The 13596-nt window shown below is 50.4% G+C and carries 13 protein-coding genes; 4 read left to right on the top strand and 9 right to left on the bottom strand.

Going from position 1 to position 13596, the window contains the following annotated elements:
• Positions 1-157: 157 nt before the first annotated feature.
• From ACO0LN_RS16925 to ACO0LN_RS16905, 5 genes are all read right to left on the bottom strand, one after another.
• Entirely contained in the window at positions 158-2494 is a 2337-nt protein-coding gene (locus tag ACO0LN_RS16925) for a methyl-accepting chemotaxis protein (RefSeq protein WP_422975771.1), read from the bottom strand.
• 58 nt (positions 2495-2552) lie between these two features.
• Positions 2553-3137, bottom strand: a complete 585-nt coding sequence (locus ACO0LN_RS16920; RefSeq protein ID WP_422949518.1) for a chemotaxis protein CheW — start codon at positions 3135-3137, stop codon at positions 2553-2555.
• 65 nt (positions 3138-3202) lie between these two features.
• Positions 3203-3568, bottom strand: coding sequence for a response regulator transcription factor (locus tag ACO0LN_RS16915; protein WP_162039914.1), 366 nt, complete (start codon positions 3566-3568; stop codon positions 3203-3205).
• A gap of 39 nt (positions 3569-3607) precedes the next feature.
• The gene (locus tag ACO0LN_RS16910) at positions 3608-4000 is read right to left on the bottom strand and encodes a response regulator (RefSeq protein WP_422975769.1); all 393 of its coding nucleotides are present in this window, start codon (positions 3998-4000) and stop codon (positions 3608-3610) included.
• 116 nt (positions 4001-4116) lie between these two features.
• The gene (locus tag ACO0LN_RS16905; RefSeq protein WP_110255217.1) at positions 4117-4269 is read right to left on the bottom strand and encodes a rubredoxin; all 153 of its coding nucleotides are present in this window, start codon (positions 4267-4269) and stop codon (positions 4117-4119) included.
• Positions 4270-4437: 168 nt separating this feature from the next.
• Here ACO0LN_RS16905 and thiD point away from each other — a divergent pair, with 168 nt between their 5' ends.
• Positions 4438-5271 (top strand): bifunctional hydroxymethylpyrimidine kinase/phosphomethylpyrimidine kinase, encoded by an 834-nt coding sequence (gene thiD / locus ACO0LN_RS16900; RefSeq protein WP_422975767.1) that lies wholly within the window; start codon positions 4438-4440, stop codon positions 5269-5271.
• Positions 5272-5397: 126 nt separating this feature from the next.
• The gene (gene hemL / locus ACO0LN_RS16895) at positions 5398-6678 is read left to right on the top strand and encodes a glutamate-1-semialdehyde 2,1-aminomutase (RefSeq protein ID WP_422975765.1); all 1281 of its coding nucleotides are present in this window, start codon (positions 5398-5400) and stop codon (positions 6676-6678) included.
• 93 nt (positions 6679-6771) lie between these two features.
• Here the strand turns inward: hemL and ACO0LN_RS16890 are convergent.
• Positions 6772-7523 (bottom strand): IS5 family transposase gene (locus tag ACO0LN_RS16890; RefSeq protein ID WP_422975763.1). Its coding sequence is split into 2 segments (ribosomal slippage): positions 6772-7193 and positions 7193-7523, totalling 753 coding nucleotides; the frame shifts between segments, so codons are not numbered across the junction.
• 93 nt (positions 7524-7616) lie between these two features.
• The gene (locus ACO0LN_RS16885) at positions 7617-8894 is read right to left on the bottom strand and encodes an amidohydrolase family protein (protein WP_422975761.1); all 1278 of its coding nucleotides are present in this window, start codon (positions 8892-8894) and stop codon (positions 7617-7619) included.
• Between the two features lie 124 nt (positions 8895-9018).
• On the opposite strand from ACO0LN_RS16885, the gene ACO0LN_RS16880 reads away from it, so the two are divergent.
• Positions 9019-10029, top strand: coding sequence for a LacI family DNA-binding transcriptional regulator (locus tag ACO0LN_RS16880; RefSeq protein ID WP_422975759.1), 1011 nt, complete (start codon positions 9019-9021; stop codon positions 10027-10029).
• A 158-nt stretch (positions 10030-10187) separates the two neighbouring features.
• Here the strand turns inward: ACO0LN_RS16880 and ACO0LN_RS16875 are convergent, their stop codons facing one another.
• Complete coding sequence (locus ACO0LN_RS16875; protein WP_422949523.1) at positions 10188-10712, bottom strand: YggT family protein; 525 nt, start codon at positions 10710-10712, stop codon at positions 10188-10190.
• Between the two features lie 294 nt (positions 10713-11006).
• Here ACO0LN_RS16875 and ACO0LN_RS16870 point away from each other — a divergent pair, with 294 nt between their 5' ends.
• Positions 11007-11804 carry a hypothetical protein gene (locus ACO0LN_RS16870; protein ID WP_422975757.1) on the top strand — a complete coding sequence of 266 codons (798 nt, stop codon included), beginning with the start codon at positions 11007-11009 and terminating at the stop codon, positions 11802-11804.
• Positions 11805-12337: 533 nt separating this feature from the next.
• Here ACO0LN_RS16870 and ACO0LN_RS16865 read toward each other — a convergent pair.
• Positions 12338-13507, bottom strand: coding sequence for a ribonucleotide-diphosphate reductase subunit beta (locus ACO0LN_RS16865; RefSeq protein ID WP_422975755.1), 1170 nt, complete (start codon positions 13505-13507; stop codon positions 12338-12340).
• Between the last annotated feature and the right edge of the window lie 89 nt (positions 13508-13596).

Raw genomic sequence — 13596 nt, 5'->3', positions numbered from 1 at the left:
AGGCGCCCGGCAAACCAGGGTCAGGCCAGACTTCCAACCATACTCAGCGATAGCCTGGCTACCGCGAGTATGTGCAACGCCACCCTGGTCGGCGCGCAATTGGCAGACACTTCGTTTTTCACTTTTAAGGTCCACTCTCACAACCGGGGCGTGAAAATCAGGCAGCAACCCGGAACCGTGACACAGAGTTCTTGAGTTCTTCCGCAAGCATGGACAATTCCTTAATGGAAACCGCAGTTTGCTGCGTACCATGCTGCGTTTGCTCGGTGATGGTCAAAATGTGTTGAATATTTTGTGCAACGCCGTTAGCTGAGGTAGCTTGTTGTTCCGTCGCCAGCGAGATACCTTGAATCAGTTCCGCGAGACGGTTCGAAACGCTACGGATTTCAGACAGCGCCGTACCGGCCGCATCTGACAGTTTCGCTCCCTCAACCACACCCTGAGTGGATTTTTCCATCGCGGCAACCGCGTCATGGGTATCCGTTTGAATCGTACGAACCAGCGCACCAATCTGCTTGGTCGCTTCAGCTGAACGTTCCGCCAGACGCTGAACCTCTTCCGCAACCACCGAGAAGCCTCGACCTGCTTCACCGGCTGACGCCGCCTGAATCGCCGCATTCAGCGCCAGTACGTTGGTTTGTTCGGTAATGTCGGAAATCAGTTCAGTGATCTCACCAATCTCTTGTGAAGATTCACCCAGACGTTTAATACGTTTGGAAGTTTCCTGGATTTGTTCGCGAATCTCGTTCATACCCTTGATGGCGTTTTCCACCGCATGGGCACCTTGCTCCGCCGCAGCAACCGACTGACGCGCAACCAGTGCTGATTCATTCGCAGAGCGGGAAACGTCAGTAATCTCAGCCGCCATCGTCAGAACCACCTGACCAGCATCAGAAATCTCGCGGGACTGTTGTTCAGACGCTGTCAACAAATCGCTGGAAATATTCTGCGCTTGTGTTGATGCTGAAGTAACCTGTTCTGCAGTTGCCGTAACACGACCTACCAGACCGCGCAACTCTTCCACCGTGTAGTTAACCGAGTCGGCAATCGCGCCCGTGATATCTTCAGAAACCGTCGCTTGCACAGTCAAGTCACCATCCGCAACCTCTTGCAATTCATTCATCAGTCGCAAAATCGCAGCCTGATTCTGATCGTTCGCTGCTTTCGCTTCTTCTTCCTGTTTCTGCGCTTGCATCATTTGTGCCGCAGCTTCAAGACGACGATCATTCGCTTCTTTAGCGCGGTTACGGCTTTCCTGCAACTGAACGAAACCCACGCCTACCGCAGCCAGCAACGCGAAGAAGGCGGAACCCAGCATGGCATAGAAGTAAATACTGGTACCATCCTGCTCAGCCGTGTAAGTTTTCTGCAATTTGGACAGTTTGTTTTTGAGATCTTCGTTCTCGTTAAACACCAGCTGTTCAGATTGTTTTGCAGCGATAAAGTTTTGCAGATTACCCAGAATGCTGGAAACCCATACCTGGTATTCAGAGAAGGTTTTTTGCAGTTCAGTGAGTTTGTCGCGTGTATCTGCATCCTTGGTAGCTGTCAGGCGCAATACATCACTACCTTTGAGGAAGCCATCGACCAGATCACGGAAAGTATTGGTATCCTTACCCAGCAAGAACGCCGTTTCAGGATTAACACCCTCGGAAGTCAGAAATTCATTCGCACTACGACCCAGACGCTGGGTCAACATGACCAGCTGACCGGCAGCATTAATTTCACGCGCTGAACCACCGCCCTGTACTTTCAGGGTAGAGATTTGTTCCGTCAATTCCAGCAGGATTGGGGACAGGGCATTCATTTTTTGCAGAGTCTGACCGAAACCCGTCAATTCTTTTTGACGGTTCAATATCGTTTCCGCAGCCTTGTTGGAGTTATTCCAGGCTTTTTGCGCTTCTTTGACAACAGGTTCCAGCGAAGAGTCAGCACGTTTGACTGAACGGCCCTGGTATGGACCACCACTCAGCAGAACGCTCAGATCGGCATTCAATTCGCCACGGCTGTCTTTGAGCTGTTTAAACGCCTCGACGTTACCCTGAATCGCATTTGGTGCCGCTTTACCAATACGCTGCGAATGCATCAGCGCCTCACCGGCGATCTGTGCCTGTGTGGAGAGCAGCGTTGATTGCTCAGAGTTCAGATATACCGAAACACCGCCCACCAACAGGAAGAATCCCATGGTGTAGAGCAAGAAGTTGGTCTGACGACGAACTGACATGCCGCCGATAATAGGCAGACGCATGCCACTGCCTTTTTCCTGAGGGTCACCGATAAAGGTGGCGTCGCCATACGACTCTACTTTAGTAGCAGTTTCTGCCACCGCAGGCGTGGCAGAGGCTGCCTCCTGCTCTGGAGTCAGCATTTTGACGTTGCTTGCTTCTTCAACTTCAATCGAATCAGCATTCCCGAACGACCTTGCCGCAACTTCTGCTCCGTCAATTTCCGGATTTTCTTTATCTTTGGACAAGAACGGTAGATTAAATGCCATTACTAAGTCTCCTAAACGATTGAAAAGCTGTCGGTATTGCTACAGTGCACATACCGACTTAAATACCTATTTGCAAAAAATCCTGGTCTTGTACCAATGTGGCCAGACTAAGCTCAAACCAGATGTTGCCATCCTTATCCCTGTACTTTTTCCTCAACCAGGCCTTGCTTTCAAACTGATTGTCTTCAAAAGGGATTTCTTCCATTTCTGAAACCGTACGCAAACCCAGAACCTGGGATACCAGCAAACCGCTGTTGAATGCCATGCCGGGAGCAAAGGCAACAATCCGGCACTGGGTATCAAGTTTGGTATTATCCATGCCCTGAAAACGCGGCAAATCGACGACGCCAGTCAAATTACCACGGATATTGGATAGCCCTATATACCAGTCGCGTGTCAAAGGCACCCGCGTCAGGGTGCCAGCAGTGACGATCTCTCCGGATTCTCGCAAATCCAGGAGATAACGTCGCTGTCCTATCATAATGCCCAGCTGGCTGAGTTTCGTATAGCCGCCACGCTGGGCAGCTTGCATGCGTTCAACCAGCTGCGCCTGAAATTCACGCAAACGGGTACGTCGCACGCCCTTTTCAGGTTTGACAACGTCCAGATTTGCTGCAGCAGTTTCACGCACAGTCTGATTCATGAGGCAATCCGAAGATATCTTATTGTTGATGCAAGAATTAATACTTTAATACTTGTCTATACGGATTAACCGAGGGCTGAAATTTTCGCCAGCAATTCTGCCGGGTCAATAGGCTTCACCAGGTAATCACGGGCACCTTGACGCAAGCCCCAGATACGGTCAGTTTCCTGATTTTTGCTGGTGCAAATAATCACAGGAACATCTTGCGTATCAGGATCTTTGGCGATCGCACGGGTAATCTGGAAACCATTTTGCCCAGGCATGACCACGTCCATCAAGATCAGCTGTGGTTTGTCTGCCTTGATTTTTGTCAGGGCTTCTTCGCCGTTTTCAGCTGTTGATACTGAAAAACCATTTTTCACCAATACATCGGTCAGGAAATAGCGTTCTGTTGGAGAATCATCTACTACCAGAATTTTTTGAATGGCCATCTTGTTTTACCTCACATTAACTAACTTAACTATATAAATCTATGTCACTGAAGTGTAATTCTTTACCGTTTTCAGCAGACTGTCCTTTGTAAAAGGCTTGGTCAGATACTCATCAGAGCCGACCATTGCGCCACGGGCACGGTCAAATAAACCGTCCTTAGAAGACAACATGATTACCGGTGTATCCCGGAATTTCGCGCTTTTTTTAATCAAAGCGCAAGTTTGATATCCATCCAGCCTGGGCATGAGGATATCGCAAAAAATCAGGTCTGGATGAGAATCGTTAATCTTGGCAAGTGCATCAAAGCCATCTTCTGCCAATACTATTTTGTATCCGGCCTGACCAAGGAAAATCTCGGCCGAACGGCGTATGGTGCTGCTATCGTCAATCACCATGATTTTCAAGTTCTCGTTGCCTGTCAACGTTGACATAAAATCATCTCTTCCCGGCAGTATTAAGGTTACATATCACTGTAACAAAAAATCGCACATTTGCGCTTTTTTTCCTTGAATAAACATATTAAGCAACATCAAAATCGACAAATCGATCAGATTGCCACCATTTCGAAGTCTTCTTTACGCGCGCCGCACTCGGGACAGGTCCAATTCATGGGTACGTCTTCCCATTTGGTACCAGCCGGAATTCCGTCTTCAGGGGAGCCTTGCTCTTCATCATATACCCAACCGCAAATCAAGCACATCCAAGCCTTGAAACCACCCTTTTCCGTTACCGTATCAGTCACGACTAAAACCCTTCAATCAAGTAAAATATTGAAACTGCTGCAAATATTCTGTTTGCAATGTGTTACTAATGGCATTTGCGCGAGTAAATAAGTCCTCACGAAGTCAGCTATATTAATCTACCCAACGTGCAAAACCAAATTTCTCCACTAATACTTAGCTTTGGCGCATCAGATCCTGTTGCCGCCACCGGTATCCATGCCGATCTGGCATCGTTTGCAGCCATGGGCTGCCATGGACTGCCTGTCATCACCGCCATTTTAACTGGTGATACATCGCAAATCGATGATTTACATCCACTTGATGGAGATTTAGTCGATGAACAGGCACGTACCGTGCTCGAAGACATGCCCGTACTGGCTTTTAAAGTCGGTCAGGCAGGCAGCGTCGAGAATGTCACCGTCATCGCCGAGATCGTTTCTGACTATCCTGAACTGCCGCTGGTACTTGACCCCTTCAATGCTGCCCTGACAGAACAAGGGCCAGAGGCAGAAGACCTGGTTTTGGCAATCCGTGAATTATTAATTCCACAAGCCAGCCTGCTGATGATCTCTGCCGTGGAGTTATCGCGCCTGGCAGAAACCTGGAAAGAAAACACCGAGGGCGACGCTGTGGCAGAAACCGAAGACCAGGCAGCCGACACCATGACGCTGATCGAATCCGGCTGCGAGTATATATTAGTCACGGGCACAGCGGGTGAAACTGGTGAGGTGGTTAACACTTTATATAATGAATCCGGCGTCGTCAGGCGCGACAGCTGGCAGCGCTTGCCGGGCTCACATGCAGGCGCAGGTTCCACATTGTCTGCGGCGATTGCCGCCCTGCTGGCGAATGGACTGGAAATCCCGGAAGCTGTATTGGAAGCGCAGGAGTTTACCCACGCTGCATTAAGCCATGCACAAAGGCTGGGCATGGGCAGGTTGATACCAGACCGTTATTTCTGGGCCAGGGAAGCCAGCTGATCTTCAGCCGGAAATCATCGACCAGTCATCATCAAGCAATATTCGCCAGCCAATACTGCACTCACTAATATATACGTCTTTATTTACAGACATCCTCTTTGCATCATTACTTATTGAAGCTCCATCATGACCGACAAAAACGACATCCTGTTTGCCCGCGCCCAAAAGACCACGCCTGGTGGCGTCAATTCCCCTGTACGGGCTTTTCGTTCCGTCGGCGGCACGCCGCGTTTTATCACGCGCGCAGCCGGCCCTTATTTTTGGGATGCAGAAGACAAGCGCTATATCGATTACATAGGTTCATGGGGCCCGGCCATCGTTGGCCATGCCCATCCAGAAGTCATCAGCGCAGTACAGGAAGCTGCCGCCCGCGGCCTGAGCTTTGGTGCACCGACCGAAGGTGAAGTCGAGATGGCAGAAGAAATCTGCAAACTCGTGCCCAGCATAGAACAAGTGCGTCTGGTATCCAGCGGCACCGAAGCCACCATGAGCGCCCTGCGCCTGGCTCGTGGCGCCACCAAGCGCGACAAGATCATCAAATTTGAAGGCTGCTACCACGGTCATGCCGACTCCTTACTGGTCAAGGCTGGCAGTGGCTTGCTGACATTTGGCAACCCGACTTCTGCTGGTGTGCCTGAAGACTTCAGCAAACATACCCTGGTGCTTGACTACAATAATTGCGAACAACTGGAAGAAGTGTTCAAGTCCATCGGCGACCAGATCGCATGTATCATCGTTGAACCAGTCGCCGGCAACATGAACCTGATACGCGCCACGCAAGAATTCATCGACACCATGCGCAAGCTGTGTACTGCACATGGCAGCGTTTTGATTTTTGATGAAGTGATGTGCGGCTTCCGTGTAGGCCTGCATGGTGCGCAGGCATTGTATGGCGTACAGGCAGACCTGACTTGCCTGGGCAAGGTAATCGGTGGTGGTTTGCCGGTCGCCGCCTTTGGTGGCCGCGCTGAGTTGATGGGTCACATGGCACCTTTGGGTGGCGTGTATCAGGCTGGCACTTTGTCAGGCAACCCTGTTGCGGTGGCAGCGGGCATGACTACCCTGAAAATTATCCAGCAGGCAGGCTTCTATGAAAACCTGACAGCGCAAACCCGCAAGCTGGTGGATGGCCTGAGTGCTGCTGCCAAAGCTGCTGGCGTCACCTTCTGCGCAGATGCCGTTGGTGGCATGTTTGGCCTGTATTTTGCAAATGAAGTACCAGGTTCTTATGCCGCCATGATGGCCAGCGACAAGGAAAGATTCAACCACTTCTTCCACCTGATGCTGGACCAGGGCGTTTATCTGGCGCCATCTGCTTTTGAAGCGGGCTTTGTTTCTGCGCAACATGATGATGCCATCATTGCCGATACAATTGCTGCAGCGGAAAAGGCTTTTGCACAGCTCTGATCAATATAGAATGAAGCAGCGTGTCATGGCACGCTGCCCTAACCTCTGCTCATGTCTTTGCTTTAGCGCTCTATACTAGGGCGTGTTGACATATCATTTTAGCCATTCAAAAGAAGCAACAATAGCGAAGAATGAGGCGAAGCGAGAAGCCAACTTGTCATAGCGTGTTGCAATTCGTCTGAATTGTTTGATTCTCGCAAAAAAACGTTCGATTACATTGCGGTTGCGATACTGAAATGCATCAATTTCTCTTGGCTCTTTCCGGTTCGATTTTGACGGGATCACAACCTTAGCATTTCTCTCTTGAATGCGCGCAATCAAAGCATTGGCATCATAAGCTTTGTCTGCCAGTACTGCTCCTGGCTGTAGGTCTTTGAGTAATGCCTCTGCTTGCGTCACATCATGACAATGCCCCCGAGTAAGCAGGAAACGGGCTGCTTGCCCCAAGCCTTCCACACATACATGAATTTTAGTAGTCAATCCCCATCGAGAACGGCCAAGAGCTTGCTCTCCTTTTTTTTGGCAGCGCCCGCTGCGTGTTGGTGTGCTCTCACCACTGTGCTATCAAGGTACACCTCTTCAAAATCAGCTTCTTCTCGCAACACAGAAAAAATACTTTGCCAACTATCTCGCTCAGACCACCGCGCAAAGCGCGTATAGACCGTGTTCCAGTAGCCAAACTCAACCGGCAAATCTCGCCACGGACTACCTGTGCGGGCTATCCACAACACTGCTTCAATAAACAGCCTGTCATTTCCACCAGACCTGCCTCCGCCTCCTGTTCGTCCAGGCAACAGCCTCTCTATTCTTGCCCATTGATCGTCACGCAACAACATTTTCGACATCCTTGATTCGCCCAAATTCAAGGATGTAAACACATTTTCGGAAAAGTTAACAGCCCTCATGTAAAGTAGATATGTCAACACACCCTAGTAGCTTCAGTTCTTCGACCTGAAATCCACCTGCCCTGGCCGTCCTGGCAAATTCAAATTCGCATGTGGCACTGGCGTCTGGCTAATGATTTTGCCGCGGCGCAGCACATGGGTGCGGGTGGCGCGCAAGCGTATTGCTTCTACAGGGTCGCTGGCATCGAGTATTACCAGATCGGCATTGCAGCCAACTTCCAGACCATATCCTTCCAGGCCCAATATGCGTGCGGGCGCGGCGGTCACTGCCTGGAAGCACTGGCGCATCGCATCCTGCCCTGTCATCTGCGCCACATGCAGGCCCATTTGCGCTACTTCGAGCATGTCACCAGAACCCAGGCTGTACCAGGGGTCCATCACGCAGTCATGGCCGAAAGCGACTTCTATGCCTGCCGCCAGCATCTCGGGCACGCGAGTCATGCCGCGGCGCTTGGGATAAGTATCGTGGCGGCCCTGCAAGGTGATATTAATCAGAGGATTGGCGATGGCAGCCACGCCGGCTTCGCGTATCAATGGCAATAATTTGCTGACATAGTAATTGTCCATGGAGTGCATGGAGGTTAGGTGCGAACCGGCTACACGTCCCTGCATGCCCAGCCTGTGCGTGTGATAAGCCAGGGTTTCTATATGGCGCGACAAAGGATCATCCGACTCATCGCAATGCATATCCACGCGCAGGCCTTTGTCGGCGGCGAATTCACACAGCAGTCGTACCGACTCTGCACCGTCAGCCATGGTACGTTCAAAATGCGGTATGCCGCCGACCACATCGACACCCATGGCAATGGAACGCTTGAGATTATCCATGGCGGTTGCGCTACGCAAGATACCATCTTGTGGAAAGGCCACCAGTTGCAAATCCAGATAAGGGGCAACGCGGCGTTTCACTTCCAGCAAGGCTTCGACTGCCAGCAAACGGTCATCGCAGATATCAACATGCGAGCGCACTGCCAGCAAACCCCGCCCCACCGCCCAGTCGCAATAACGCATGGCGCGCTCGACCAGCGCTTCTTGTGTCAGCATGGGTTTCAGTTCACCCCATAAGGCTATGCCTTCGAGCAAAGTGCCGGACTGGTTAACCCGTGGCAAACCGTAGCTGAGCACAGCATCCATATGGAAGTGGGCATCGACGAATGGCGGTGTCACCAGGTTACCGTTGGCATTGATTTTTTCTGCCGCACTGACAGGCAAAGCCACATCAACGGCTGTGATACGGCCGTCCTGAATGGCAATATCGATACCCTTGCGACCATCTGGCAAACTGGCATTGCGTATGACAAGATCGTTCATCAGAAATCTCTCTCTATTATTAGTACATCGATTAGCAAATAGATTAGTACATAGTTATTACAGAAAATATGCGCCATGAGCCTCATCCTGCGTCATAATCTTGGCACAGAAAGGCAGGAATCTTATGGCAACAATGAAGCAAGTCGCAGAGAAAGCCCGGGTTTCAACGACCACGGTTTCTCACGTCATCAATAATACCCGTGTCGTCAGTGAAGATGCACGCGAACGTGTACTGGCCGTGATACAGGAATTGCGCTACATCCCCAGCGCTGTTGCCCGCAGCCTCAAGAACGACCGCACCCACACCCTGGGTATGATGATACCGAATAATTCCAATCCCTATTTTGCCGAAATCATACAGGGGATAGAAGATGCTTCATTCAAGCTGGGCTATAACATTATCCTGTGCAATTCCTACGATGATCCAAAGAAGCAGGCGGCCTATATCCGCGTGCTGATGGAAAAACGTATCGATGGCCTGATCCTGGTGTCCTCCGGTTCAGATGAAGAGCTGACGCAATTGCTGGCCGACGAAGGCATACCCAAGGTGCTGGTAGATCGCGAAGTGTCGGGCGTGGTAGCTGACTTTATCGAAGCTGACCATGAACAGGGTGGCTATGAAGCAACCCGTTATCTGATAGGACTTGGTCACAAGCGTATTGCCTGCGTTGCCGGACCCGACATCCTGTTACCCAGTGGTGACCGCGTCACTGGCTACCGCCGCGCCCTACAGGAAGCAGGGCTGGAATTCAATAGCGCATATCTGCTGCATGCCGACTTTACCAGTCAGGGTGGCTTTAACGCTTTCCAGCAATTGCTGGCGCTGCCACAGCGGCCCACAGCCATTTTTGCGAGTAATGATTTGATGGCGATAGGTGGCATCAGGGCAGCCAATGAGGCTGGCATCAAGATACCGGAAGCCTTGTCCGTCATCGGTTACGATGATATTGCCCTGGCCTCGTTCAGTACCCCGCCATTGACGACGATAGCCCAGCCCAAGCAGGCCATAGGTAATCTAACGGCACAGATACTGGTCAACCGCATTGTTGATCCTGAGGCACCATTAAGGCGGGAAATGCTGAAGTCGCAACTGGTGATACGGCAATCCACTGCCAGCGTATCCAGCGCTGAGTGAGTATCTAAATAAATATCCCAATAAGTATCCAAATAAGTGTCTGAAATTAGGCGTCTAAACAAGGTACCTAAAATCAAGGTTCAGTAACCAGGTTTTTTAAACCTGGTTACTGATAGCTGTTTTTTAGAACTTCATCCTTGGAATTTATTTTTCCAGACTCAGGAGATAGAGTTAATCAAGACCTGCAACAAGATCAAAATAATCATAGGGGAAAAATCCAGGCCGCCGATGGCAGGGATGAGTTTCCTCACTGGTTTCAGAAAGGGCTCGTTCAAGGCTCGCACAAAAGGCGCGAAAGGCGCGCTTGGGTTGACCCAGCTAAACAATACCTCCAGCAGCAGCAAGGCCATGATCTCGTAAATGATCCATTGCGCCATCATGATGCCTGCCATGATGAAAACCTGCTCAACCATGAATACAGGCAGCACCAGCCAGACGATAAAACCCGCTGTCGCCAGGGCAACCAGCAAGGCACCTATCAGTGTCGCCCAGTCATAACCAGCAAAACCGGGAATAACACGGCGGATAGGATGTACCAGCCAGTCAGTCAATTTAAAAATGGCTTGCGCCATTGATGCTGGCGGCCGTATGCGTTGTGCCTGCATCCAGAAACGCAGTAACAAAAAGCCGGCAAATACCCCTGTGACGGCTTTGATGACATAAATTAAATTATTCAGTAACACGGCACACCCTTAAAAAAAACCCACTGCATGACGAATCAGACAGTGGGTATTGTGCCTGAATAAAACCAGGCCACCAAGCATATCAAAGATTATGCTGGGCGATTACCAGTTGGGAAAGGCCATGCTGCATTTGGACTTACAACTGTTTTTGCATCAGGTGTCGCTGGTTTTGCTGGAGCGGCCTTTTTAGCGGCTGGCTTAGCCGCCGCTTTTTTTGCTGCTGGCTTCGCTGCTGCTGGCTTCGCTGCTTTGGCTGGCTTGGCAGCAGCTTTTGCTGCTGGTTTAGCCGCTGCCTTGGCTGGCTTGGCTGCTGCCTTGGTAGCTTTTGCTGCTGGCTTAGCCGCTGCCTTAGTTGCTTTAGCCGCTGGTTTAGCTGCTGCCTTAGTCGCTTTTGCTGCTGGCTTAGCTGCTGCTTTTTTCGCTACTGGCTTAGCTGCTGCCTTAGTGGCTTTTGCTGCTGGCTTAGCTGCTGCTTTTTTCGCTGCTGGTTTAGCTGCTGCCTTAGTCGCTTTAGCGGCTGGCTTAGCTGCTGCCTTAGTCGCTTTAGCGGCTGGCTTGGCTGCTGCCTTAGTCGCTTTAGCGGCTGGTTTAGCTGCTGCCTTAGTCGCTTTAGCGGCTGGCTTGGCTGCTGCCTTAGTCGCTTTAGCTGCTGGTTTAACTGCTGCCTTAGTCGCTTTAGCGGCTGGCTTAGCTGCTGCCTTAGTCGCTTTAGCGGCTGGTTTAGCTGCTGCCTTAGTCGCTTTAGCGGCTGGCTTAGCTGCTGCCTTAGTCGCTTTTGCTGCTGGCTTAGCTGCTGCCTTAGTCGCTTTAGCTGCTGGCTTGGCTGCTGCCTTAGTCGCTTTAGCTGCTGGCTTGGCTGCTGCCTTAGTCGCTTTAGCTGCTGGCTTGGCTGCTGCCTTTGCTGCCGGTTTTGCTGCAGCTTTAGCTGCTGGCTTGGCGGCTACTTTTTTTGCAGCTGGTTTTGCTGTTTTAGCTGCGGCTTTTTTTGCAGCAGGTTTCTTTGCTGCTGCTGGTTCGTCCGGGGACGGTTGTGGTGCTGTTGCCATTTTGTTTCTCCTTCGATTGAGATGGAAAAAATCAGATAAAAATTAAATCCGCTCGATCCATTCAAGCGGATTATTCATCGGCACAAACATGATCGCTGTTTGCGCTAATGAATTCTGCACCGGCCGAACTGCTCCATCCCCTCTATTGATGGGGCACTTCAGCCATCCTGGTTTGCTTAATGCTGCTTAATGCCGGCTCCTCGCCTGGCGGCAAACCCAAAAACGCCTGCATTAATTGCAGACGCCGGTATTCTTTTGCGAAATACAAAAACCAATAGCCACAATACCCAGTGTAGCCAGGTATTGCGGCACTAACAGTTCAAAACAATGTTGTCTATGACTGTCCATTCAGTTTGGTGAGGCCTCTCGCGTTTTACATCTTGTGCAAATCATGAGCAATCCCGGGGGATACTGACAGCTTGCGGCGTTTCCTGATTTGATGAATTCTTGTGGCTGCCTTTTCTATCTGGGGTCTTGCAAGCCCAAATTCAACATCACATTAAAAACTTCAATCAACCTGCTCGCACTACTTGATCAGAAATCCCTGATCCGGATTTTGGTGGTCGCTGTCTTCAGCGCTTATTCCCAGTTGAGGGCTCCACCAGTTTGATACTCAATCACACGTGTCTCGAAAAAGTTGCGCTCTTTTTTCAGGTCTATCATTTCACTCATCCAAGGGAAAGGATTTTCTTCCTGAGGGAACAGCGTTTCGAGACCAATTTGTTGTGCGCGGCGATTTGCAATGAACCGTAAATAACCTTTGAACATTGGCGCATTCAAACCGAGCACTCCACGCGGCATTGTATCCTCTGCGTAACGATATTCCAACTCCACAGCACGCAAAAACAACGATTTAATTTCATCGCGAAATGCTGGCGTCCACAAATGCGGATTTTCCATCTTAATTGTATTGATTAAATCGATCCCAAAATTGCAGTGCATCGATTCATCGCGCAAGATGTATTGATATTGTTCTGCCGCACCCATCATTTTATTTTGACGGCCAAGCGCCAGAATTTGTGTGAAGCCGACATAGAAAAACAGGCCTTCCATCAGGCAGGCAAAAACGATCAGGGACTTCAGCAAAGTCTGATCTGCCTCGGTGGTGCCAGTCTTGAATGCAGGATCGGTTAACACGTCGATGAAAGGAATCAGGAACTGATCCTTGTCGCGGATAGAATCAACTTCATTATAGGCATTGAAAATTTCTGCCTCATCCAGACCCAGCGATTCAACGATGTATTGATAAGCGTGGGTATGAATAGCTTCTTCAAATGCCTGACGCAACAAGTACTGGCGGCATTCCGGTGCCGTGATATGGCGGTAGGTGCCGAGTACGATATTGTTGGCAGCCAGAGAATCGGCAGTCACAAAGAAACCAAGATTACGTTTTACTAAACGGCGCTCATCTTCTGTCAGACCATTTGGGTCTTTCCAGAGTTCAATATCACGTTGCATATTGATCTCTTGTGGCATCCAGTGATTGGCGCAACCTGCCAGATATTTATCCCAGGCCCATTTGTATTTGAAGGGAACCAGTTGATTGACGTCGGTAGTACCATTGATGATGCGCTTGTCGGCAGCGTTCACGCGGCGGGCCACATCTTCTGCGGCGACTGGCACTGGCTTGCTGACCAGCGCAGGATTGAGGGCAATATCCTGAGTCTGCAGGCGAGGCTGCAAATCCTGGCCAGTGACCTGACGTGGTGCCGGAGCTGCCGGCTTGACTTCATCATCCCAAGATAACATTATTTATTTCCTTACTTTTGTAACAGCTTATTCTTCAGAGGGAAGAAGCAACGCTTCTTCCCGCAATTTTTGACACTTACTTTTTGACA

The organism is Undibacterium sp. TC9W (assembly GCF_049339865.1).
Lineage (GTDB): Bacteria > Pseudomonadota > Gammaproteobacteria > Burkholderiales > Burkholderiaceae_D > Undibacterium.
This window is presented reverse-complemented; position numbering and strand designations above follow the sequence as displayed.

What these genes read in the sequence shown, in the direction of transcription:
- ACO0LN_RS16925 (WP_422975771.1), bottom strand. Translation starts at nt 2,494, where the DNA reads ATGGCATTTAATCTACCGTTCTTGTCCAAAGATAAAGAAAATCCGGAA.
- ACO0LN_RS16920 (WP_422949518.1), bottom strand. Translation starts at nt 3,137, where the DNA reads ATGAATCAGACTGTGCGTGAAACTGCTGCAGCAAATCTGGACGTTGTC.
- ACO0LN_RS16915 (WP_162039914.1), bottom strand. Translation starts at nt 3,568, where the DNA reads ATGGCCATTCAAAAAATTCTGGTAGTAGATGATTCTCCAACAGAACGC.
- ACO0LN_RS16910 (WP_422975769.1), bottom strand. Translation starts at nt 4,000, where the DNA reads ATGTCAACGTTGACAGGCAACGAGAACTTGAAAATCATGGTGATTGAC.
- ACO0LN_RS16905 (WP_110255217.1), bottom strand. Translation starts at nt 4,269, where the DNA reads ATGTGCTTGATTTGCGGTTGGGTATATGATGAAGAGCAAGGCTCCCCT.
- hemL (WP_422975765.1), top strand. Translation starts at nt 5,398, where the DNA reads ATGACCGACAAAAACGACATCCTGTTTGCCCGCGCCCAAAAGACCACG.
- ACO0LN_RS16885 (WP_422975761.1), bottom strand. Translation starts at nt 8,894, where the DNA reads ATGAACGATCTTGTCATACGCAATGCCAGTTTGCCAGATGGTCGCAAG.
- ACO0LN_RS16880 (WP_422975759.1), top strand. Translation starts at nt 9,019, where the DNA reads ATGGCAACAATGAAGCAAGTCGCAGAGAAAGCCCGGGTTTCAACGACC.
- ACO0LN_RS16865 (WP_422975755.1), bottom strand. Translation starts at nt 13,507, where the DNA reads ATGTTATCTTGGGATGATGAAGTCAAGCCGGCAGCTCCGGCACCACGT.